A 23,007-nucleotide genomic window follows, 5' to 3' on the forward strand; every position below is an offset into this window, starting at 1 on the left:
ATTGTGAAAAACGCCGCTAATTATTGCGGCGTTTTTGTTGATTTCGTCTTTTCTAACTCTTGCCTTAGCGACTTTAATTCCACCATCACATCGGCAATAGTTGGCTCTCTATTTTCGATGTCTAAAGCCATTCGAGCGTTAGCATTTTCTTGTTCCATTACGTTCACTACTATGCCTATAACCATGTTTAAAAACGCAAATGCAGATAGGAATATAAAGGTTAAGTAATACACCCAGCTCAACGGGTAAACTTCCATGGTTTCGTACATTACGTCGGTCCAATCTTCAAAGGTCATTACCCTAAATAACGTGAGCAATGAAATGGTAATGTCTCCCCATAATGTTGGATTGATTGCTTCAAACAAAGTGCTGCCAATTGCTGCGTAGATATAAAAAATAATGAACATTAGCAACATAACATAACCCAATTGAGGCAAGGCTTTTACTAATGAAACTAGCAATATCCGTAATTCAGGAACAATTGAAACCATCCTTAACACTCTAAAAACCCTAACCAATCGAGCAATTATCGCCATTTCTGCATTTTCGGCTGGGATCATGCTAATAAAAACAATTAAGGTATCGAACCAATTCCAAAAGGATTTAAAAAAGGTCACTTTATTCTTCGCGGCTAAAAATCGAATCAAGATTTCGGTGAGAAAAAACAAACTAATAAACCAGTCGAAAAAACGAGTAGCTTGAGTAATTGCTGAAGGTAGAGGGTAGGTTTTCGCACCGACTAACAGAGCCGATAATACTATGACTGAAATGACAAAAAATTCGAAAAATTTATTAGAACGTATACGTTCAAAACGGTGTTGTAGCGCTGAGGTTTGCATAAATAAAATAGTGAATAAATGACGACTAGATTTTTGCTGATAGTGAAGTGAGTTTCAACAAAAATATGTTACTGGATATGATAAATAAGACTTCGCCTCAGAGGATAAGGCGAAGTCTGAAGTTACTTCTACTTAAGATTTAGGTGTCATTAAGCCTTTGTTTATCATTTCAAGATCGCTTTTTGTTAGCTCTCCTGATGCGCGCTTTAGATTAATAACTGCTTGAATGAAGTCATAACGTGCACTGGCCAAATTACGGCTAGCATCGAACAAATTTCGCGTACTATCTAGTACATCAACTATAGTACGGGTACCTACATCGAAGCCAGCTTCTGTGGCTTGTAACGCACTTTCTGCAGATACAACTGATTGCCCTAATGCTTTTATACTCAAAACCGCTGCACGTACATCATTGTAAGAGCTGCGAACTTGTTGAATAGTTTGTCTATGAATTAACTCACGTTGTTCACTTGCAACTACATAGGCATAGCGTGCTTGCTTGGTTTGTGAACGAATACGGTTACCTGCAAATATAGGTATGCTAATTGTTGCTTGAGCGCCATAGGTATCAACGGAAGGAATATCGGCTTCAGGAAGATCGCCTATTGTTTGTGTAGAATCATCCTCATCGTAAAATGCAGACAAGCTTGCAGTAGGATATAAACCCGCTTTGGTTGCATCGATGTCATCTTTTGCAATTTGAATTTGTAAGTTTTGCGCTAATAGTTCAAGGTTGCGTTCTTCGGCAATATCGAGCCATTCTTTCACCGTTTCAGGTTGTGGGCGGGTCGCGCTGAAACGTTCTTTATTTAATACGTCTAAACCTTTGTGGTATTTACCAGTAATTACTCGTAAATCTTCTAATGCTAGCTCAACCGCGTTTTCTGCCTGTATCTCGCTGGCGACTGTGTTGTCAAAATTTGCTTGGGCTTCGTGAACGTCAGTAATGGCCGTTAAACCCACTTCAAAACGTTGTTTAGTTTGTTCAAGTTGGCGGGCAATAGCGCGTTTTTCTGCTTGTACAAATTCTAAATTGTCTTGCTCACGCAAAACAGAAAGATAGGCTGTGACAACTCTAACAATTAATTCTTGTAATTCCGCTGCGTATTGAGAGTCGCTTTGCTGAGCAACCTTTTCTGCTCTGCGTAAGTTCACCCAATTACTATGGTCATAAATGGATATACTTGCGTCAATGCCATAATTAAAGTTGGTTCGCTCTGAATCAAACACGGGGAAATTAAAACCTACAACATTTCCATCAGCATCTTCAATTTGTGCGGCTTGAGACGACGTACCACCAGTAAAGGTGTAACCAATTGACGCCGATACTTGTGGGAGCAAATCTGCTCGGCTCACAGAGATCCCTTTAAACGCAGAATCGCGGTTAGCCTTTGCTTGCTTAACTACCGGGTCGTTAGCAAGTGCTTGTTCATATATGTCAACTAGGTTATCTGCCGCTGATGCGCCAGAGAATACAAGTCCTACTAACAATGATAACGCGGTTTTTTTCATTCTTTAGCCTTACTGGTGAAATGTTATCCCTGTTTAATTAGCCCTCAATACCTATCGATAGCAACTAAAAAAACAATCTCTATTATTCAATTATACTTATATTTATATTACATAAGACTACACAAGTGTAACAGATTGTGTGAACGTGGTTCGCCAGAACGCTATGATAAAACGATAAACGCGATACTGGAGCACAAAATGGCAAAGATAAGCCCTGTTTTTTCGAAAAAAGACGTCAAAATACTAGAAACCGAATCCCTTTATACCGGTTTTTTCAAAATGGTGCGTTACACGGTAAAACACCGATTATTTGAAGGCGGCTGGAACACCCCTTTTACCCGAGAGCTATTTGAACGGGGCCATGCAGTAGCCGTATTACCTTATGACCCTGAACGAAAAGAATTCGTCTTAATTGAGCAATTTAGAATGGGGGCAATGGAAACGTCTGACAACCCTTGGTTAATTGAAGTCATCGCGGGTATTGTGGATGAAGGGGAAACCATGGAAGAGGTGGTAGTAAGAGAAGCCAAAGAAGAAGCAAATGTTGATGTGACTGATGTGGTGAAAGCCTGTGGTTATTTAGCCAGCCCCGGAGGAACCTCAGAACAGCTCACTGTGTTTATGGCGAAAGTGGATGCGTCGACTGCATCAGGCGTGCATGGTTTAGATTATGAATCTGAAGATATCCGAGTACATAGAGTGAGCGAAGTAGAAGCAAAAAAATGGCTTGATACAGGTATAATCAACAACGCCGCGACCATAATTGCGCTACAATGGTTTTTTATGAATAAAGCATCATTACTTGATACGTGGGCTTCAGTTAGGCGTTAATTTTCGGAGTGATTTTGAAAAAGTATGTCCCTCATTTAGCAAATTTACAGGCCGTATGTGCAAACAACTACGCCTATGTAATGAGCTTACTTCCCGATATAGATACGGACGCCTTAAGTTACACCTTTTCTGTTTCTAATCGGTTAAAATATCGAATGACGATTTTAGACACTGCGCCTTATACAACAACGCTGAAAATGGAACAGCTCGATGGTGGGCAATCCTTTTTAACACCTGTGATGGATATTCGTTTATATCACGACGCACGTATGGCTGAAGTGCTGAGCAGCCAGCATGCAGGTGCGCTTGCACCTTCTTATGACTACCCCAATCCTAATATGCGTCACAGAGATGAAAAAGAGCGGGTAAATGGGTTTCTTGGTGAATGGCTCAAGTTCTGTTTAAAACACCGCCAAACCGTATCGATTAATCAGTAAGGAATAAAATGAAAACGATTGTGTATTTACATGGGTTTTTAAGTTCACCGCAATCTGAAAAAGCGCAGGAAGCACTTGATTACTTTTCGGCGCATCATCCTGAATGTCGTATGGTTATTCCGCAGCTTCCCAATAGGCCGGATAAATTACGTGAAGCGATGGAGGCACTGATTACGCAAGAAAAACTGGCTGTAGGAGAAGGCATTGCGGTTATAGGCAGTTCTATGGGTGGTTACCTTGCTACTTGGTTAGTTGAAACTTGTGGTGGAAAAGGCGTGTTGATTAATCCCGCGGTAAGGCCGTACGAACTATTTCAAGATTACCTGGGCGAGCATGTTAACCCTTATACTCAAGAAAAATTTGAATTACGTCAGCAAGACATGACCACAATTGCAGCATTAGACACTCCGTCAGTACGCCGTGCCTCAGATTATAAAGTGCTGTTGCAAACCGGTGACGAAACTTTGGATTACCGTCAAGCAGAAAAGAAATATCAAGATAGCGCATTAACAATAGAAGAGGGGGGCGATCATAGATTCGTGAATTTTTCTGATCACCTTCCTTCAATTGCAAAATTTTTGCTTGGTTAAACAAGCGCTGATAACATCAGATAGATTAACTTTGACTATTCACAATTAAAACAGGTGTTGATACGCGCATATGTCTACACAATATAACGCTGAAGCCATTGAGGTTTTAAACGGATTAGACCCGGTTAAACGCCGTCCAGGAATGTATACCGATACCACACGGCCCAATCACTTAAGCCAAGAAGTGATTGATAACAGTGTGGATGAAGCGTTAGCAGGCCACGCCAGAAATATTAAAGTGATCTTACATGAAGACCAATCGTTAGAAGTGATAGACGATGGTCGTGGTATGCCCGTAGATATTCACCCTGAAGAAGGGATTTCCGGTGTGGAGCTAATTATGACCAAGCTTCACGCGGGGGGAAAGTTTTCCAATCAAAATTATAACTTTTCCGGTGGTTTACATGGCGTAGGGATCAGTGTGGTGAATGCGCTTTCTAACCGTGTCGAAGTGAATATTCGACGTGACGGCAATGTGTTTAATATCGCGTTTGCCGATGGTGACAAAGTGTCGGATTTAACCGTTGTTGATACCTGTGGCAAGCGCAATACTGGCACCACAGTGCGTTTTTGGCCAGACCCACAATATTTTGATTCAGCCAAGTTTTCTGTGTCTAAGTTACGCCATATTTTGCGCGCTAAAGCGGTACTTTGCCCAGGGTTGCGTATTCGTTTTGACAATAAAATTGCGAAAGATTCAACAGAATGGCACTTTGAAGATGGCCTAAGAGACTATCTTTATCAATCGGTCAGTGAATTTGTTACCTTGCCTGATGATACGCCTTTTGTTGGCAGTATTGCAGGAAAAGAAGAAGCCGCCGATTGGGCTGTGATGTGGTTACCCGAAGGGGGTGAACTGGTCACAGAAAGTTATGTGAACTTAATTCCTACCGCCCAAGGAGGGACTCATGTAAATGGTTTACGCCAAGGTTTGTTGGAATCGATGCGTGAATTTTGTGAGTTTAGAAACTTATTACCTCGCGGTGTTAAGTTAGGCCCAGATGATATTTGGGACCGCTGTGCTTATATTTTATCAACTAAAATGCAAGATCCACAATTTGCAGGGCAAACTAAAGAGCGCTTATCGTCTCGCCAATCTGCTGCGTTTGTTTCTGGGGTTGTTAAAGACGCGTTTAGTCTTTGGTTGAACCAGCATACTGACGTCGCTGAAAGTTTGGCAGAAATGTGTATTAGCAATGCCCAGCGCCGATTGCGACAAAACAAGAAAGTCGCACGTAAAAAAGTGACACAAGGCCCAGCGTTACCCGGTAAATTAGCCGATTGCGCATCTCAAGATTTAGCTTATTCAGAGTTGTTTTTAGTGGAAGGTGACTCGGCAGGTGGCTCTGCAAAACAAGCGCGAGATCGAGAATTTCAAGCCATAATGCCGCTACGTGGAAAAATACTGAATAGCTGGGAAGTAGAATCTACTCAAGTACTTGCGTCCCAAGAAATACATGATATTTCTGTTGCCTTAGGTATCGACCCAGATTCCAGCGATTTAAGTGGCCTTAGATACGGAAAAATATGTATTTTAGCCGATGCGGATTCCGATGGTTTACACATAGCCACATTACTTTGCGCCTTATTTGTTCGCCATTTCAGACCTCTTGTCGAAGCAGGCCATGTGTATGTTGCTATGCCACCTTTATTCAGAATAGACGTAGGCAAAGAAGTGTTTTACGCACTGGATGAAAGCGAGAAAAAAGGCATTCTAGACCGTATTGAAGCCGAAAAGAAACGAGGCAAAGTGAACGTGCAACGTTTCAAAGGACTAGGTGAAATGAACCCGCTTCAACTGCGAGAAACCACCATGGATCCTAATACTCGTAGGCTTGTCCAACTCACAGTAGATGACGACGTGGATATGATGGAACTAATGGATATGTTGCTAGCCAAAAAGCGGGCGAGCGACCGCAAGCAATGGCTAGAAAATAAAGGTAATTTAGCTGAGGTTGTGTAACTTCAGCTGTAGGCTAAACCATAAGCTGACATCACTAAACTAAAAAATGTCATAGCTAAACTACTTTTTGACATGACAAGCAAGTTGCTCTATAACTTTGATATGCAATCGGAGTTATAGAGTGATGCCCAAATCAGAATCAAGACGAGTTATTAAGCACTTAATGTCTAAAAGCATTAATGTGCAAAATGGTAACAAGTCATTAGATCCCATTACATATACTGAAAGCCCGCTAGAGGCTGATTATGTCTATCACCTAGAATACGATCCCACCGTAAAGAGTTATATGGCTCAACCGCCTAAATTTTCATACTTCTTTGAAGGCAAAGAGCGAAAATATACAGCGGACTTTGAGGTTTTCTATGAAGATGGTTCGGTATGTTACTTTGAAGTTAAATATGTTGCTGACCTTGAAAGAATAGAAAACTATGAGGCTTGGAAAGAAGCTATAGCGAAAGGTGCCGCAAGATTGGGTAAAAACCTGAAGGTTATTACAGAAGAGACAATAAGGCAGGAGTTTTATTACGAAAACCTCCAGACACTATACAGTGCTAAGACGATCGATATAGATAGTCAGTTTCTTCTTCACATCATAAAGGCATTCGAAGATAAAGACGGTATTACAATTCGAGATTTAATAGCAGACGAATCAACGGATGTGGAGTTTGAGCAAATATACCGTCTTATCTTTGATAAAGTACTTATAGCTGACTTGGAAATGGATTATTTGTCGAAGGATACAACTGTGTACAATAGCGGGAGTGGCTATGATCAGTACTTATAAAGTTGGCGACCATATTATTATTAATTCTGGTGACACAGAGAAGCAATTTAAAATTGTGGAGTGCGGTAATAACTACATCAGAATCTTAGACACTTTTACTCAAATTAAGTCTAAACGAAAAATCACCGAATTAGATGAATTGGTCGTTTTGGGGACTGCAATTATAAAACCGCAGGCTCCAGCGGAAAGCAGAGTCAGTGGTATAGACGCTAAAGACTTCGCTAGTTTTAGTGAAAAAGAAAAACAAAAAGCCAGAGATAAATATGCTTTCGTTAACGGTATTCTTGAAAGGGATATAGCGTCTCGTTCAAAAGATGTTATTGATCCCATTATTGATGAAATTTGGTCGGGCCAAGATGACCCCTTTGCAACTATCAAAAAAAGACCACATGCGCGAACAGTCCAACGTTGGATATCAAGCTACATTGAAGCGAATAACAGCATTCGAGGTTTGCTTCCCCTAGATTCACACAAAGGGAATTATAAAACTAAGGTAGTCCCTGAAGTTGATCAACATATTGTTACAGCAATAGCCTATTTCAAGAGTCTTGAGAAGCCTTCTATCGCAAGTTCCTATGACCATTTGGAGACACTTGTTGAATTTGATAATGGTAAAATTGATGAACCCTCAAAAAAGAGAAAAGTACCGTCATTACCAGCTTTTATTAAGCGTTTGGAAAAAGAAGCTCCTAAGCAACTCAAGTTAGCAAGGGAAGGAAAAGAAGCTGCTAATATCGCATTTAAACAAGCGAAACTACCGCAAGAAATTTCGCTAATTTTACAAAGAGTAGAAGCCGATCACACTCAACTTGACTTATTTATTGTTGATGAAAAAAGCGATCTAATACTAGGACGACCATATATAACTTCAATTTTAGATTACAAATCTAAGAGTGTTTTAGGCTTTTATGTGGGATTTGAAAAGCCGAGCTATTTAAGTATTGCTAGAGCATTACGACATGCTATTTTGCCTAAAACTTATGTCAAAGAACTCTACCCTGAAGTGGTGAACGAATATGATTGTTATGGCTTTCCTAAAGTACTAGTAACTGACAGGGGGAAGGACTTCGAAAGTATCGCATTACAAGATGCTTGTATGGACCTTAATATCAGAATTCAGAAAAACCCCGGAAGGCATGGATGGTATAAAGGTAGTATTGAAAGGCACTTCAGAACTATCAATGATGAATTATTGAGTGATAAGCAAGGAAAGGTTTTCCCAAACATCTTAGATACTAATGCATACAAGCCCGAAAAACACGCCATTATAACAATGACTTTATTTATGAAAATTTTTCATAAATGGATAATTGACGTATATCACCAGAAGAAAGTATCCAAAGGCCGAATTATCCCAAGTGTAAGTTGGGCTGAAGACTTAGATAAAGTCCCTCGGAGAGTAATACATAAAGACGCGCTAAATATAGTGTTGTCTGAAAGCAAAAAACTAAAAAACACCAAAGATGGCATTAGATTTGACTATATAGATTACGACAATCAAGCCTTAACTAACCTCAGAGCCAGAAGAGGTTTTGAAAAAACCTTGTTCAAATATGATCGAGAGAATTTAGGCCAAATTCAGGTTTTTGATCCTGATGAAAATAAGTTTTTTGAAGTCAAAGCATTGAATCAAAAATATGCTCAAAAACTATCTTTGCATCAGCATAAGGTTATTAAAACCTTCCACAAGAAGTTTATACAAGGAAAAGTTGATACTGAGGCTCTTGCCGTAGCTAAAATGCAAATAATGGACATGGTTAGGGAGCATATTGAGTCTAGAAAAAATAAAAGTGTGGCTGCTTCTGCTGCCGTTGCAAGAGTTTTGGATATAGGGCAACAATCGGATAACACAGTCAAAGACTCCGTGCATGATGAAATTGATAAACAGGCACCACAAAATAAACCAACCCAACACAATAAATCTAATGAAGCTTCCAAATCTTCTGCTAGTACTGACAGTATTAAAACTTATGATGGGAAGAACAACAAAATGCGTAAAAAATTAGAATTCTAAAGGCTTATCATGACACCAGAGCAGATAGAAAAAATAAAAATTATCAAAAATATTTTTGTGCCATCAGAGAACTTGCAACTGATTCTCGACAATATGAAAAAGATCCGCCAGTTGAGTATTATTGATAATTACGAACATCTACCCACTTGTATGTTGGTTACAGGTGAAACGGGGGTTGGTAAAACAACCTTTATCGAACAGTATATGAAGAACAATCCTCGCTCAACGCTAGTGAGCGAGGAAGATGAAAGAACGATTATTCCCGTTTTGTATTGTGAGCTGCCAAAGGCTAAGCACCCAAAGCCTGTAGCGGTTGAGCTATTGAAACGATTAGGAGACCCTGTTAAAGCTAGTGGTGATGCTAATTCACTGTTGGATGATATAGCTGACTTACTAAGCAAGACTAAAGTAGAGTTAATCATTATTGACGAGTTTCAACATGCTATCGAAACAACGAACAAGGAAGTACTAAAAGAAATTGGTGAGTACTTAAAAAGGCTTATTAACAAAGCTAAAGTGCCCATAGCATTCTTTGGTATGCCGTGGTCTACCCCAATCTTTGAAGTAAACAGCCAACTCAAGAGGCGTGTGCGAAAAAGCAAATTCAAAATTCAGAATTTTTCTCTAGACACATTTGATGAATTTCAAATGTTTTTAGAAATCGTTCAGGAAGAGTTACCAATAGAATTTGATGGCTCTATGTGGGAAGACCATGAATTAGCGTTCAAATTATTTGCCGCATCTTCAGGAAACCTTTCAGATTTGATGGAAGGTATCATTATGCCTGCCGCAATTGATGCCGTGATTGATAATGAAGATTTATTGACAGTAGACCATTTAGCTGGAGCTGCTGAAGATCACCTTGATTTTCTCGAAGAAACAAATCCGTTCAATATGAACCTCAGAGATATAGAAGCTAAGCAGCAAGTGCAGGATTCTTACTGGAACTCAGATGCACCTAAAAATGCGCTAAGAGTTGAAGAAGCTCAATACGCTAAGGTTAAGTTTTCTGATCTTGAACTGAAGATGGCTTTAAAAAAACAATAAAATAAAAATGCTAGTAAGACCATATATTAAAGATGGCGAATCATTTCAAAGCTATTTGTATCGATGTGCAAGGCTAAACAGTTGGACTGATAATCGTCTTAAGCAGTTTTTAAGGGCTGAAGTTGCTCCTTTGTATTCGTATAAAGCTGATGACCGTGAAAAGTTAAAAAATTGGCTAAGTAATATATCAGGAAGAAGTAAAGTATCGAGTCTAATAGATGTATGGCTATTTTATTCTAATTTTAAGGAATATTTCGATTTTTCAAGATTTAAAATATGCCCTAGCTGTTATGCAGAAAGTAGCAGAGTGATCCCAGCATATTGGCATTTAAGGGCATATCTAGTTTGCTCTGAACACAAAACTCTATTAACTGATATATGTACTAGTTGCGGTGAAAATTTAACGCCAGAGTCTGTTATTGCAGGTAAGTGTTTAAGTTGCCATACCGATATTGCTGACTTTAGTACAAAAAGAGTTAAGCCTGATATTTACAGTAATGTGGCTTATGACGTTTTTGAAAGCTGTAAAGAACAAGAAATATTTTCAAGAGAACTAGAGCGCTCATATATCCCCTTGTTAAAGTCCATAAGTATTTTGGCTCCATTAACAGGGTTAGCTTCTGAAATTGGCTATGAGTATAAACAAAGGCGATTTCTCTCAATTGAGCAGCTCCACCAATATCAATTTTCATCTTCTGAGCTTTATCAAAGTAGTGAAAAGTTGTCTGAGTGTTTACTGAAAGTTGTTAATAGTTGTGTTTCAGTGGGAAGAGTGAGCTTAGCCAATATCTTTTTAAAAAAAGCCAAAGACTTTGAAGATGATGATGGTAGCTTTTTTCGCCAAGCTATACGTGAACTGATAATGTCTGAAAAATTGGATCATGAGGAGTTAACAGCAGGTCTATCTTGGGTAGCACGGTTATTTAAATATGACGAAAAAGCATTTATTCAGTTTGTTGAAAAAGAGTATTCATCTCTAATAATGAGAAAACCTCGTGAAAATATATTAGTGTTGCACTTGCCAGAGGTTATCAAAACTTTTGAATCATGATTTAGGGGACGCTGAAAAATAACTTTTGAGTAAAATTTCAATATCATTAGTATCAACATTTCTATCTTTTAGCGCTTGTTTAAGCAAAGCATAGACTTCAGGAGAAAGCGATAGATTTGCTAGTCTAATGTTAGCCAATGCTTGCTTGAGTGTTTCTGAGTTATTGATCTTCATTTTCGTTGCCACCATTTCTTTATGGTTTTACGTATAAGTTAACGCAACATCCATCAATGTTAGGCCCTGATAACTTCTTGTAATTAGCTAAAGGAGAATTTAGCTGGTTACGAAGCAAGTAATGCGATTTAAAATTAGCAATGCTCGCTTTTGAAATCATTTTTACAGGTCTAGGCGTGCGCTTTACTTTGATTTTTTTAGCCTTCAAATATCCAAGCTTTATGAAATCGTAGATCGCATTTTTATTGGTATTTAAAAGCTTAATGGCCTCAGAGGGACTAACAAATAGTTGGTTTGGCTCATCAGTATCGTCCAAAATCGGTATAAATTGCTTGAGCGAATGAGGCTCTTTCTTATCAGGTTTATAGCAGTATTCTATTGCACCAGACAGCATAGATTTTATCAGATTAGCGAAATTTACCTTTGAAAACGTGTAGCGTTTAACAGCATGTCGATTAGCCCTGACATTTTTACAAGCACTAGCGATGAGTTGTGTTACTAGTTTATCTGCTTCAGATCGATCAATAAGCCAATCTCTATTTGACTCTGTAGGGCGCAGCAATGGCTTAATAATAACAGCCCTAAATAACAATCTTGCATGGTAAGCACTTATAGATAAGTATGCTGCGCATTGCTCAATCGAGAGACAATGGCTTAACTTATTTTTGAAATTATGAACATCAATCCGCTTAAACAAGTCAGTGTCATTAGCTAATGTCTTACTCACTGATAATTGCCCCTCCCGGACATACAGGTTAACTCTCGATACGCGGCATCCTAGAATTTTTGCGACTTGTTCTTTGCTGATGTAAGTAGATTCTGTTTTTACTTCATCACTAACAATTGAGAGTGATGACATTAACAGACCATTTGAATAATGATCTTTCAGGTACTGCTCAAACCCTGATTTAAGCAGTTTATAAGCTGCTGAATATTTATTCTCTAGGCTATAAAGATCATCATAGAGATCTCTAAAGCATTTACGCACTCCAGTTAATCGTGAAGAAGCCATCGGGTTTGATTCAAAATGGTCTAGTAACTCAAAATAGCGAGCAGGCCATTCAGCGATATACCAATGAGCCGGAGCATAGAAATTACGGCTTGGGTTGGGTTCATATTTTGTCGTGGTATTTGAACCAAATGCTACCTGATGAAACCGAGCAAAAAACTCTAGCAAGTCACAGTATTCAGCAAGATCTAGAGCTTGATTAGCTATTACTAAGCTATTGTTGGAGAGCTTTTCTAATTGTTCATTTATTGCTAATTCAGCTTCGCCAATATCAATCGGGTGTATTTGAGGTATCCATGTTGGAGCATCACGCCACAGGTAACGTGTAGCCCATGTTAGCTTCTTACCAGTATCAGGATGAATGGCTACTAATGGTGTTTCATGCGTAATGCAAAATGTTTTCGCCAGCAAGCTGTTGGTGAACGGAATAGATTGCTGTTCTTGATAGCAATAAGGACATATTCGAACATTAGAAAAGTTAATTGTTTTGGTCAAAAACTCATGCCTAAACGCTAAACACCGTGTGCTCAATGTATGTTTGAAACTTAACTCTCTTAATTGCAAAGTCTCAATATTTGCCAGCGTTGCAACCCTGTTTAAATCAAAATCCCCAAAAAATATTTTTTTACCCGGTAGCCTGTTGTTGCTTAACAAGCAACGCTCATCACGCAATAGCTGCATTGAGTTTTTGTAACCATTTGCCGCAGTTAAGCTGAGCAGGTAATTGGGCAAAGTGTCAGTGGCTTTAGGATATGGACGAATAAGTAACACAGTGTTGAGCTTGTTTTATGGAAGTTACTTTTTAGTTAAGCAGTAAATCATGATAGATCAAGTCAAAATGATATCATCTAAATGATATTACTATTTTGATTGCAAGTGACAGGTATTCTGTTTAAAGTGATAATTAATAAACATAAAAATAATTAAAAGTGACAGTGACTGATCTCACAGAACTTAACTATGCGCAGAGAGAGCGGCTAGCATTTATCGACTTTTGCCTACAATTCATTGGGCAATTGGCGAGAGCTGATCTTGTTAATCACTTTAAGACTGGCCTAGCGTCTTGTTCACGCGACTTAACTTTGTATAAAGAGTTAGCGCCAAAAAACATGACGCTAAAGCATGAAACCAAACAGTATTATCGTACTGACGAATTCAAGCCCGTTTTTGAGCATAACCCTGAAGCGATACTCGGAAGTCTTTGTCGTGGTTTTGGTGATGGCTTATCACAGGGCGTTAGCCCATCAGAAAAATGTATTGACGCCACTCGTTTAATTCACCCTGAGTCTGAAGTTATCGCTACGCTAATGCGTGCGATCAATAACCGTCATGCAATCTCATGCGATTATATTTCATTAAGCTCTGGTGAAAGTTCTCGCGAGATTGTTCCACATGCTATCGCCAATAATGGTCAGCGTTGGCATGTTCGCGCTTTTGATAAGAAATCAAAGGAGTTTCGTGACTTCGTTTGTACGCGATTACAAAACGTAATCGAAATACAAAAACCAATCGCTACCATTCAATCTGGTGAATATGACAAACGGTGGCACAACGTTGTTAGCATTGAGTTAACTATTCATCCATCTGTAAGCCATCCTAAGGCGATAGAGTTAGATTTTGGTATTAGTAGTGGTGTTTTGCATTTAGAAGTGCGAGAAGCGCTCCTAGGCTACTTAATGCGTCAATGGAACGTGGACTGTAGTAGCAATGCCTCGCTTAGTGGTGGTGAACACCATTTATGGCTCAAAAATATAAATGAATTAGGTGAGTTGTCTTGCCTGAATATTGCGCCCGGATACAAGGAAAGTGAATGAGCAAAATAGATAAAACCAAACCTGATGTACTTAAGGTAACGGAATTTATTTTAGATAAAAATAAATCAGGTGACAGCTTCAGTATTTGTGAAGCAGCTAAAACACCAGAGCTAAATGGCATCAGTGATTATCGCATTGCAGAAATAATGCGAGATATCTGTTTGCAGCCAAACGGTCCAGATAGCATCGAGCTGCACACCAAAATTGATGGTACTTTTACTCACAACCTCCCTGCAAAGTGGCAGTTAAATCCAGATACGTATTTCAGCTATCTATCTTACCAATCAGTTAAACAATCAGAAAAAGCAAACTACATAGCACTTGCTGCTTTAGTCGTTGCCATTATTGCGCTTTTTGCTGCGAGTTAGAGAATTTAAGGAATTTATAAACATGGCAAAAGCTAACAAAAAAGAAATTGGATTTGAAGAATCACTTTGGGATGCGGCTAATAAACTTCGTGGTAGTGTTGAATCGTCAGAGTACAAGCACATCGTACTAAGCCTTATCTTCCTGAAATTTGTCAGCGATAAGTTTGAAAAGCAGCGTGAAAAACTAATTGCCGAAGGCATGGGCGACTATGTTGATATGGTTGAGTTTTATGCCAAAGACAACGTGTTCTATTTACCTGAAGAGGCGCGTTGGTCGTTTATTCAAAAGCAAGCTAAGCAAGACGACATTGCAGTAAAAATTGATACTGCACTACATACGGTTGAGAAAAACAATGCGTCATTGAAAGGCGCATTGCCGGACAATTACTTTTCACGTTTAGGGCTAGATGTCAGTAAGCTGGCGGCTCTTATCGATACCATCAATAACATCGACACTGTTGCCAACGAATGTCATATGACTGAGGAAGATCTTGTAGGTCGTGTTTACGAATACTTTTTAGGTAAGTTTGCCGCGAATGAAGGCAAAGGCGGTGGAGAGTTCTACACGCCAAAATCGGTTGTATCGCTTATCGCTGAAATGATAGAGCCATTCAAAGGTAAGATCTACGACCCATGCTGCGGAAGTGGCGGTATGTTTGTGCAATCCTTGAAGTTTATTGATAGCCATAACGGTAATAAAAAAGACATTTCTATTTATGGACAGGAGTACACCAGTACTACTCATAAACTAGCCAAAATGAACCTTGCGGTACGTGGTATTAACGGTAATTTAGGTGATGTTGCAGGCGATAGCTTTTTTAAAGATCAGCACCCCGATTTAAAAGCTGATTTCATTATGGCGAATCCGCCATTTAACCAGAAGCAATGGCGTGCAGACAACGAGCTAGTCGATGATCCTCGTTGGGCAGGCTTTGAAGTTCCACCCACAGGAAATGCTAACTATGCGTGGATCATGCACATGATCTCGAAGCTTAGTGAAAACGGTACAGCAGGTTTTGTTCTTGCCAATGGCTCAATGAGTTCTAACACAGGCGGTGAAGGCACAATTCGACAGAAAATTATCGAAAATGATTTGGTAGATTGCATGATTGCATTACCGGGGCAGCTTTTCTACACCACGCAAATTCCAGTCTGCCTATGGTTTATAACCAAAAACAAAAAAGAAAATACTGAACTTGGTTATCGTGACCGTCAAGGTGAAACCTTATTTATCGATGCCCGTGAAATGGGCACTATGGTTAGCCGTGTTCATAAAGAATTAACCACGGATGATATCGCTGAAATTGCTAGAAGTTATCATGCATGGCGTGGTGAGAAGAAAGGTGGCGAGTACCAAGATAAAGCAGGTTATTCAAAGTCCGCAACGCTGGAAGAAGTTAAAGCCAACGACTTCGTATTAACACCGGGGCGTTATGTTGGTGCTGCCGAATTAGAAGATGATGGCATTCCTTTTGAAGTCAAAATGAAAGAGCTAAGCCAAACCTTATATAGCCAAATGGAAGAGGCCGAAGCGCTGGATAAAGCGATTCGCCAAAACTTGGAGGTGTTGGGTTATGGGAGATAGCTTAAATACAGTTCCAGCTCATTGGAAAACAAAAAAACTAGTAGAACTTACTGAGACCAATAATATTTCCTATGGTGTCGTTCAACCGGGTCAACATGATCCAGATGGCGTACCAATAATTAGAGTTAATAACTTCAGCGCTAATGGCGTTGATACGTCTGAAGTGCTGAAAGTGTCACCAGACGTGGCTGAAAAATACAAAAAAACAAGATTAATTGAAAATGACGTGCTGTTAACTCTAGTTGGCTCTACTGGGTTAACGTATGTCGTCAATAAAGCTCATGAAGGGTGGAACGTCCCAAGGGCAGTTGGTGTAATTCGTCCTGTAAAAACCATCAACCCTCATTGGCTCAAAATTTGTTTGGACTCTTCTTTTACAAAACACTTTTTAGATTCCAGAGCTAATACTACGGTCCAGAAAACTCTCAATCTCTCTGACGTAAAACAAATACCAATCCCTATACCGCCTGATCATGAAAGAGAGTTCATAGAGAGTGTAGTGTTATCACTTAACGGTCGAATTTCGAAGAATATTGAGATTAACCGTACCCTTGAACAAATAGTTAAGGCGTTATTCAAAAGCTGGTTTGTTGATTTTGATCCTGTTATCGACAACGCCATTGCCGCAGGCAACGATATCCCTCAAGCACTGAAACACAGAGTAGAACAGCGCAAACAAGCCCGACAGCTACCAGACTTTAAACCACTACCCGATGATATCCGCGTATTATTCCCAAGCGAATTTGAGCAAACAGGCGAACCGATAGTTGGTTTTGATGGTTGGATACCTAAAGGTTGGAAGGCATCAAATATAGGTTCGAGCTTTGATGTAACTATGGGACAAAGCCCTCCGGGAAGTACTTACAATGAAATTGGAGAAGGTATCGCATTTTATCAGGGACGTGCGGACTTTGGTTTTAGATATCCTAAAAACAGAGTTTATTGTACGGCTCCAAAAAGACTTGCAAATAAGTTCGATACATTGGTAAGCGTGCGTGCTCCAGTTGGTGATGCAAATATGGCAAAAGAAAATTGTGCTATTGGCAGAGGCGTTGCCGCAGTGAGGCATCAATCAGGAGCTATCTCTTTCACCTATTACTCAATTCAAAATTTAAGTCATTACTTCGAGAGGTATGAAGGTGAAGGGACTGTTTTTGGCAGTATCAACCAAAAAGACTTTAAAAACCTCCCGTATGTTGCACCTGATGACCTAGTAATAAGTAAGTTTGAAGCTATTTCGTCATCAATGGATGAAAAGGTTGATCTAAATAGTAAAAACTTAGTGGAGTTGGAAAAGCTAAGAGATAACTTATTACCCAAATTAATCTCAGGTGAATTAGGTATTCGGAAGCAACATAAGGAAATGGTAAGTGGCTAATTTATCTATGGTAGATAAACGATTGCTTGAGGACTTACTTGGCATGGCTGGTGGTTATGTATTGGACTTTTCCAATAACACCTTTGCTGAGTTTTTTAATCAACATGGCATCGAGATCTATTTAGATAAATATACGACCTTCGGTGATTCTAAAGCCAAAAGGTTAAGAAGTTTCTGGCAAATAGAATCAGATACAGTGGTAGCCAACGTATTAAAAAGCTTATTTGAATATGTAGACGCAATTAATCCAGAAGGAGCTGGTGAACTTACTAAACATCATTGGCAGATTGTCAGCAAGTTGCAGGGAATTTCGCCAGTACAGACGACTTCCACTGATACTGTGTCATCGTTCTTATCACAGCATTATGAACCCCCATCAATTTCGAAGCTAAATCTTGATTCTGTTACTGAACAAGTGTTGAAACAGAGACTTGATGAAATACAGGTCTGTCTCAAAAATGGAGCTTGGTTATCGGTTGTCTTCTTGATAGGCAGTTCATTGGAAGCTATTTTGCTACATACAGCCATTTTAAACCCAAAGGAATTCAACACTTCAAGTTCAGCTCCTAAGCAAGACGGGAAAGTTAAGCAATTTCATAACTGGTCGTTAGCAGAACTGATCAATGTGGCTCATGCGGAAAGTTTTATTAGCATGAATATTAAAAAATTTGGGCATGCGGTACGTGACTTTAGGAACTTTATTCATCCTAATCAACAAATCATCGCAAGGTTTGACCCAGATGAACACACAGCGAAGATAAGCTGGCAAGTACTATGTGCCACTATCTCTGATTTAACATCATAAGGATACATGAAATGAAACTAAGGGCTTGGTCATCCGTTTTTATCTTCATCAGTGCGTACTTCCCGCTGGCAATTATTTTCGCTATCCAAGATTTTAACTGGGCAGTGAAAGGGTTTAATCATCTAAAGATCGTTTATTCGGTTATTGCTATTTCAGTAATAAGCTGCCTGATTGTATGGCTCTCAGTTAAATATTTGAAGGTTTCATCGCCACCTGTTGAGGTAACTTCTGTATCAAATAGATCAGGTGAGTTGGTAAATTACAGTATTCCCTACATGATTTCGTTTTTTGTAATGGATTTAGGTAAAACAAAATTATTGATTAGTTTTGGCTTTTTTATGTTCATCATGTATTGGCTGACATTAAAAACTCATAACATCTTTGTTAACCCTGTACTTGCTTTGCTTGGGTACAACTTATATGACGTTAAATACAAAAAAGATGGTAAAGAGTATGAAGACTTTTTCCTAATTAAAGGTTCAAGACTAAGGCAGGGAGAGTCTTGTCGTATTGTTGAACTTTCAGAAAAATTATTTTTAGTAACAGAACGCATCCCAAAGGTATGAAATGGAAAATTTAGAACAATTATTAGTTGAAATAAAGAAGGACGAGTGGGCAAATGCGACAGTTTCACTATTTGTTGCGAAACGTCAGCTTCGAAATAAACAAGCAAAATACACCGTTTATCAAGTGAATGCCGATGATTCATTACAACTGAAATTAAGAAATATTGCTAATCAAAGAATTAGTAAAGCCAATAATGCTGCGGAATATGATTTCAATACTGCTGACTTGGATAGCAATATGTTGGGTATTGAAAGTTCCGAAACCGATTTTCAAAAAATTTTAGAATCAATAACAGCAGATCCTGCTCCAAATTTTATAACAGAATATAAAGACCTTGTTGATACATGGGTATACATCGCAAGGTTTGATGTTCAAGGCAATGAACCTTTATTTTCCGTTAGAAAGGTCAATGAAGCTTGGTCTACCAAGAAAGTTAACCAACTGGTTAGCGCATTCTTCCATGACAATATGCTTGTAGATCTAAAGCAGGAACATGTTTTTAGAATTGATGGGAAAGTCGATTTTTTCGCACATCAAGGTGTAATTTTTATAGCTGATAAGAAGAATTTTGAATCAGCTTTGAACTTTAGAGCGGGCATGGAAAATAATAGGGATTTAATTGTTGAAGAATTTAAAGAAACGGAGCTTTTTGTAGATGCGGATGAAATTAAAAACTTGGTTGGAAATAGCCTTCCAAGGTTAAGAAAGTTATCGCAAGTGAAGAAGTCTGGTTACTACAAAGATGTGAATTTTTTAACCAAATTGCGTCAAGTTAGTAATCAAGAGGGCTGGGGAATAAAGTACTCTGAAGATGGAAAATTAATTGTTGATGAAGACGATATAGATACAGTTTTACGTGTTTTGAACAACGATAGATTGAAATCAATGATAAATGATGAAAATTTTGATGTGGATGTTAAGCACAAGTTGGCAGAGTAATTAATAAGACAGTTAAAAAGTTTACGGGTAGTAAAGGATTATAGGAGACACAGTGAAGTTTACAGAAGCACAGCTAGAAGCGGCAATTGTTGAATTACTTGGTGAACAAGGTTTTCCTTACGTACCCGGTAATGAGCTTACTCGTAGTAATACTGAAGTTTTGATTAAGGATGACATACGGCAGTTCTTATCTGATAAGTATCAAGCGGACAATATTACTGCTGGTGAAATTGATTCAATCATCAAGCAAATAGAATCATTGCCTGCTAGCGACTTATACGATAGTAACAAAACCTTCTGTAAATGGTTGAGTGATGGCTTTTTGTTAAAGCGAGAAGACCATACTCAAAAAGATCTCTATATCCAATTAGTCGATTACATCAACGTTGTTCAAAGCCTGTTACCTGATTTAGTAAAGGAATTAGCACCAGAATTACCGAAAGTAGCAGAACAGCCACCTACATATAATGACACCAATATATATAAAATAGTTAACCAGCTAGAGATAGAAGGTGTTGATGGCGAGAAGCGCATCCCCGATGGCATTTTGTATATTAACGGCTTGCCGTTAGTGGTGTTCGAGTTTAAGAGTGCTATTCGTGAAGAAGAAGCTTCAATTCATGATGCTTATGTTCAGTTAAATACTCGCTATCGCAGGGACATTCCCGCTCTATTCGTTTACAACGCATTTTGCGTTATCAGTGATGGTGTTAACAACAAAATGGGCGGCCTGTATGCACCTTATGAGTTTTTCTATGCTTGGCGCAAGGTAACGGGCAACGAATCGATAGAAAAAGATGGTATTAGCTCTTTGCACACTATGCTTCAGGGGCTATTCAATAAAGCTCGTCTACGGGATGTTATTCGCAACTTTATTTACTTTCCTGATTCGTCAAAGGCTGAAGTTAAAATTGTTTGCCGCTATCCGCAGTACTATGCGGCTAGAAAGCTTCACCATAATATTAAGCTTGCCCGAAAGCCTGAAGGTGATGGTAAAGGTGGTACATACTTCGGTGCAACGGGCTGTGGTAAGAGTTTTACCATGCAGTTTTTATCGCGCCTATTAATGAAAAGTGTAGAGTTTGAAAGCCCAACCATAGTTTTAATTACTGACCGCACTGATTTGGATGACCAGCTATCTCAGCAATTCTCTAATGCAAAAACATATATTGGTGATCAGACCGTTGTTGCAGTTGAAAGCCGTGACCATTTACGAGAACTACTTCAAGGCCGAAATAGTGGTGGTGTTTTCTTAACAACCATCCATAAATTCACTGAAGATACAAAACTGTTAACAGATAGAAGTAATGTAATTTGTATTTCTGATGAGGCACATAGAAGCCAAACAAATTTAGACCAGAAAGTTCGTGTAACAGAAAAAGGTGTTAAGAAAACTTACGGTTTTGCCAAGTACCTTCATGAGTCTTTACCCAATGCAACATTTGTAGGGTTCACTGGAACGCCTGTAGATGCCACACTTGATGTGTTTGGTCAGGTAGTTGATGCGTACACCATGACTGAATCTGTGAAAGATGAAATCACTGTCAGAATCGTTTATGAAGGTCGTGCGGCAAAGGTCATTTTAGATAACGCTAAGCTGGAGGAAATTGAAGCCTATTATCAGCAGTGTGCTGATGACGGTAGTAATGAGCATCAGATTGAAGAAAGTAAAAAAGCTTCCGCAAATATGACTTCGATTCTTGGAGATCCTGATCGTATTAGAGCGTTAGCCAAAGACTTTGTTGCTCATTATGAATCACGCATTGAAGAAGGCTCTACCATAAAAGGTAAAGCAATGTTTGTAAGCTCTGCGAGAGAGGTGGCTTATTCATTTTATCAAGAGTTAAAAGACCTTCGTCCTACGTGGTTTGAAGTACGTGAATGCGAAGAAGGTGTTGAGTTAACTGAGCAAGAGCGTAAAAAAATTAAACCAATGGAACGAGTCAAGATGGTGATGACTCGTGGCAAAGATGATCCGAAAGAGCTTTGGGACTTACTCAGCACTAAAGAGTATCGTAAAGAGCTAGATCGACAATTTAAAAATGAAAAGTCTAATTTCAAAATCGCCATCGTGGTTGATATGTGGCTCACAGGATTTGATGTGCCATTCCTCGATACAATCTATATCGATAAGCCAATTCAACGCCATAACTTAATTCAAACCATATCGCGTGTTAACCGCAAATTTGAGGGTAAAGACAAAGGCTTAGTTGTTGATTACATCGGTATTAAAACGCAGATGAATAAAGCATTAGCCATGTATTCAAAAACGGACGAAACCAATTTTGAGGATATTGCACAGTCAATCATTGTTGTTAAGGACCATTTAGACTTGCTAGGCAAGCTAATGCATCAATTTGATGAATCACCATACTTTACCGGGCAACCCGTTGCTCAACTTAATTGCCTGAATAATGCGGCTGAATTTGTATTGCAAACGCAAAAACTTGAACACCGTTTTATGGTAATAGTAAAACGTTTGAAAACGGCTTATGACGTATGCTGTGGCAGTGAAAAGTTATCGCAAAAAGAACGTGATTATATTCACTTCTATTTAGCTGTTCGCTCTATTGTTTACAAGCTCACAAAAGGTAATGCGCCTGATACCGCACAAATGAATGCCAAAGTACGTGAGATGATTTCTGACGCACTAAAAAGTGACGGTGTAGAAGAGATCTTTAAGCTAGGTCAAGGCGAAGATGGTGTTGATATCTTCGATGATGATTACTTAGCAAAAATCGAAAAAATCAAACTGCCGAATACCAAAATCAAATTGCTTCAGCAGATGTTGGCAAAAGCCATTGGTGAATTTAAACAAGTTAATAAGCTTAAGGCTGTCGATTTCTCTGAGCGTTTTAAAGCGTTAGTTGATAAATATAACGAGCGTAAAGAAGAAGACGTATTAGTCAGTGAAGTTCTTGAAGATTTCTCTGATGAAATCATCAACATGTACCAAGATCTCAAATCTGAAATGGGGTCGTTTGAAGATATGGGCATCAACCTAGAAGAGAAAGCCTTTTACGACATTTTATTGGCATTAGCGATTAAATATGATTTTCAATACCCAGAGGACAAGCTTCTCGATTTAGCTAAAGCAGTAAAAGATGTTGTTGATGATAAGGCTAAATATACAGACTGGAGCCAACGTGATGATATCAAGGCTGAGTTAAAAGTAGACCTAATCATGTTGCTAGCTAAACATGGTTATCCACCCGTTGATCGTGATGAAGTATACAAAGAGATCTTCGAACAAGCTGAGAATTTTAAGAACAATAGAGCTGCTTAGTATTTGGCTAAAGC

The 23,007-nt window shown here is 38.9% G+C and carries 20 protein-coding genes; 16 read left to right on the forward strand and 4 right to left on the reverse strand.

Annotated features, from left to right (window positions below):
- Window positions 1-20: 20 nt before the first annotated feature.
- Together J3L16_RS13445 and tolC are read right to left on the reverse strand one after the other, a co-directional pair.
- Entirely contained in the window at window positions 21-839 is an 819-nt protein-coding gene (locus J3L16_RS13445) for an ion transporter (protein WP_207613505.1), read from the reverse strand.
- A 132-nt stretch (window positions 840-971) separates the two neighbouring features.
- Window positions 972-2,351, reverse strand: coding sequence for an outer membrane channel protein TolC (gene tolC / locus J3L16_RS13450; RefSeq protein ID WP_207613506.1), 1,380 nt, complete (start codon window positions 2,349-2,351; stop codon window positions 972-974).
- 198 nt (window positions 2,352-2,549) lie between these two features.
- Between tolC and nudF the strand changes: the two genes are divergently transcribed.
- From nudF to J3L16_RS13490, 8 genes are all read left to right on the forward strand, one after another.
- Window positions 2,550-3,182: an ADP-ribose diphosphatase gene (gene nudF / locus J3L16_RS13455; protein ID WP_207613507.1), complete on the forward strand. Its 633-nt coding sequence runs from the start codon at window positions 2,550-2,552 to the stop codon at window positions 3,180-3,182.
- 14 nt (window positions 3,183-3,196) lie between these two features.
- Entirely contained in the window at window positions 3,197-3,619 is a 423-nt protein-coding gene (locus J3L16_RS13460; RefSeq protein WP_242698837.1) for a DUF1249 domain-containing protein, read from the forward strand.
- Window positions 3,620-3,627: 8 nt separating this feature from the next.
- Entirely contained in the window at window positions 3,628-4,209 is a 582-nt protein-coding gene (locus J3L16_RS13465; RefSeq protein ID WP_207613508.1) for a YqiA/YcfP family alpha/beta fold hydrolase, read from the forward strand.
- Between the two features lie 70 nt (window positions 4,210-4,279).
- Window positions 4,280-6,172, forward strand: a complete 1,893-nt coding sequence (parE, locus tag J3L16_RS13470; RefSeq protein WP_207613509.1) for a DNA topoisomerase IV subunit B — start codon at window positions 4,280-4,282, stop codon at window positions 6,170-6,172.
- A gap of 124 nt (window positions 6,173-6,296) precedes the next feature.
- Window positions 6,297-6,956, forward strand: a complete 660-nt coding sequence (locus J3L16_RS13475) for a TnsA endonuclease N-terminal domain-containing protein (protein ID WP_207613510.1) — start codon at window positions 6,297-6,299, stop codon at window positions 6,954-6,956.
- Window positions 6,940-8,970 (forward strand): Mu transposase C-terminal domain-containing protein, encoded by a 2,031-nt coding sequence (locus J3L16_RS13480; protein ID WP_207613511.1) that lies wholly within the window; start codon window positions 6,940-6,942, stop codon window positions 8,968-8,970. Before J3L16_RS13475 ends, J3L16_RS13480 begins: the two co-directional genes overlap by 17 nt.
- A gap of 9 nt (window positions 8,971-8,979) precedes the next feature.
- The gene (locus J3L16_RS13485) at window positions 8,980-10,017 is read left to right on the forward strand and encodes a TniB family NTP-binding protein (RefSeq protein ID WP_207613512.1); all 1,038 of its coding nucleotides are present in this window, start codon (window positions 8,980-8,982) and stop codon (window positions 10,015-10,017) included.
- A 7-nt stretch (window positions 10,018-10,024) separates the two neighbouring features.
- On the forward strand, window positions 10,025-11,068 hold the full coding sequence (locus tag J3L16_RS13490; protein ID WP_207613513.1) for a TniQ family protein: 1,044 nt from the start codon (window positions 10,025-10,027) through the stop codon (window positions 11,066-11,068).
- Here the strand turns inward: J3L16_RS13490 and J3L16_RS13495 are convergent.
- Together J3L16_RS13495 and J3L16_RS13500 are read right to left on the reverse strand one after the other, a co-directional pair.
- A complete protein-coding gene (locus tag J3L16_RS13495) occupies window positions 11,063-11,242 on the reverse strand; it encodes a hypothetical protein (RefSeq protein ID WP_207613514.1) in 180 nt (59 codons plus the stop codon). The two genes, J3L16_RS13490 and J3L16_RS13495, sit on opposite strands and share 6 nt — an antisense overlap.
- Before the next feature lie 19 nt (window positions 11,243-11,261).
- Window positions 11,262-12,905, reverse strand: a complete 1,644-nt coding sequence (locus tag J3L16_RS13500) for a hypothetical protein (protein ID WP_207613515.1) — start codon at window positions 12,903-12,905, stop codon at window positions 11,262-11,264.
- A gap of 275 nt (window positions 12,906-13,180) precedes the next feature.
- Here J3L16_RS13500 and J3L16_RS13505 point away from each other — a divergent pair, with 275 nt between their 5' ends.
- The 8 genes from J3L16_RS13505 to J3L16_RS13540 are packed head-to-tail and all read left to right on the forward strand — an operon-like array spanning window position 13,181 to window position 22,993.
- Complete coding sequence (locus tag J3L16_RS13505) at window positions 13,181-14,065, forward strand: WYL domain-containing protein (protein WP_207613516.1); 885 nt, start codon at window positions 13,181-13,183, stop codon at window positions 14,063-14,065.
- Window positions 14,062-14,433 (forward strand): hypothetical protein, encoded by a 372-nt coding sequence (locus tag J3L16_RS13510; RefSeq protein WP_207613517.1) that lies wholly within the window; start codon window positions 14,062-14,064, stop codon window positions 14,431-14,433. Before J3L16_RS13505 ends, J3L16_RS13510 begins: the two co-directional genes overlap by 4 nt.
- A gap of 22 nt (window positions 14,434-14,455) precedes the next feature.
- Window positions 14,456-16,018, forward strand: coding sequence for a class I SAM-dependent DNA methyltransferase (locus J3L16_RS13515; RefSeq protein WP_207613518.1), 1,563 nt, complete (start codon window positions 14,456-14,458; stop codon window positions 16,016-16,018).
- Window positions 16,008-17,396, forward strand: a complete 1,389-nt coding sequence (locus tag J3L16_RS13520) for a restriction endonuclease subunit S (protein ID WP_207613519.1) — start codon at window positions 16,008-16,010, stop codon at window positions 17,394-17,396. The genes J3L16_RS13515 and J3L16_RS13520 overlap by 11 nt, the downstream gene beginning before the upstream one ends.
- Window positions 17,389-18,201: a hypothetical protein gene (locus J3L16_RS13525; protein ID WP_207613520.1), complete on the forward strand. Its 813-nt coding sequence runs from the start codon at window positions 17,389-17,391 to the stop codon at window positions 18,199-18,201. Before J3L16_RS13520 ends, J3L16_RS13525 begins: the two co-directional genes overlap by 8 nt.
- Window positions 18,202-18,212: 11 nt before the next feature.
- Window positions 18,213-18,767 carry a hypothetical protein gene (locus tag J3L16_RS13530; protein WP_207613521.1) on the forward strand — a complete coding sequence of 185 codons (555 nt, stop codon included), beginning with the start codon at window positions 18,213-18,215 and terminating at the stop codon, window positions 18,765-18,767.
- 1 nt (window position 18,768) lies between these two features.
- Window positions 18,769-19,707: a Kiwa anti-phage protein KwaB-like domain-containing protein gene (locus J3L16_RS13535; RefSeq protein ID WP_207613522.1), complete on the forward strand. Its 939-nt coding sequence runs from the start codon at window positions 18,769-18,771 to the stop codon at window positions 19,705-19,707.
- Between the two features lie 52 nt (window positions 19,708-19,759).
- The gene (locus J3L16_RS13540; RefSeq protein WP_207613523.1) at window positions 19,760-22,993 is read left to right on the forward strand and encodes an HsdR family type I site-specific deoxyribonuclease; all 3,234 of its coding nucleotides are present in this window, start codon (window positions 19,760-19,762) and stop codon (window positions 22,991-22,993) included.
- The last annotated feature ends 14 nt before the right edge of the window (window positions 22,994-23,007 follow it).

It is taken from the genome of Alteromonas sp. 5E99-2 (assembly GCF_017368475.1).
Lineage (GTDB): Bacteria > Pseudomonadota > Gammaproteobacteria > Enterobacterales > Alteromonadaceae > Alteromonas_F.

Excerpts from the sequence above, each read along its gene's own strand:
- J3L16_RS13445 (WP_207613505.1), bottom strand. The coding sequence starts at position 839 with ATGCAAACCTCAGCGCTACAACACCGTTTTGAACGTATACGTTCTAAT.
- tolC (WP_207613506.1), bottom strand. The coding sequence starts at position 2,351 with ATGAAAAAAACCGCGTTATCATTGTTAGTAGGACTTGTATTCTCTGGC.
- nudF (WP_207613507.1), top strand. The coding sequence starts at position 2,550 with ATGGCAAAGATAAGCCCTGTTTTTTCGAAAAAAGACGTCAAAATACTA.
- J3L16_RS13465 (WP_207613508.1), top strand. The coding sequence starts at position 3,628 with ATGAAAACGATTGTGTATTTACATGGGTTTTTAAGTTCACCGCAATCT.
- parE (WP_207613509.1), top strand. The coding sequence starts at position 4,280 with ATGTCTACACAATATAACGCTGAAGCCATTGAGGTTTTAAACGGATTA.
- J3L16_RS13475 (WP_207613510.1), top strand. The coding sequence starts at position 6,297 with ATGCCCAAATCAGAATCAAGACGAGTTATTAAGCACTTAATGTCTAAA.
- J3L16_RS13480 (WP_207613511.1), top strand. The coding sequence starts at position 6,940 with ATGATCAGTACTTATAAAGTTGGCGACCATATTATTATTAATTCTGGT.
- J3L16_RS13485 (WP_207613512.1), top strand. The coding sequence starts at position 8,980 with ATGACACCAGAGCAGATAGAAAAAATAAAAATTATCAAAAATATTTTT.
- J3L16_RS13490 (WP_207613513.1), top strand. The coding sequence starts at position 10,025 with ATGCTAGTAAGACCATATATTAAAGATGGCGAATCATTTCAAAGCTAT.
- J3L16_RS13495 (WP_207613514.1), bottom strand. The coding sequence starts at position 11,242 with ATGAAGATCAATAACTCAGAAACACTCAAGCAAGCATTGGCTAACATT.
- J3L16_RS13510 (WP_207613517.1), top strand. The coding sequence starts at position 14,062 with ATGAGCAAAATAGATAAAACCAAACCTGATGTACTTAAGGTAACGGAA.
- J3L16_RS13515 (WP_207613518.1), top strand. The coding sequence starts at position 14,456 with ATGGCAAAAGCTAACAAAAAAGAAATTGGATTTGAAGAATCACTTTGG.
- J3L16_RS13520 (WP_207613519.1), top strand. The coding sequence starts at position 16,008 with ATGGGAGATAGCTTAAATACAGTTCCAGCTCATTGGAAAACAAAAAAA.
- J3L16_RS13530 (WP_207613521.1), top strand. The coding sequence starts at position 18,213 with ATGAAACTAAGGGCTTGGTCATCCGTTTTTATCTTCATCAGTGCGTAC.
- J3L16_RS13535 (WP_207613522.1), top strand. The coding sequence starts at position 18,769 with ATGGAAAATTTAGAACAATTATTAGTTGAAATAAAGAAGGACGAGTGG.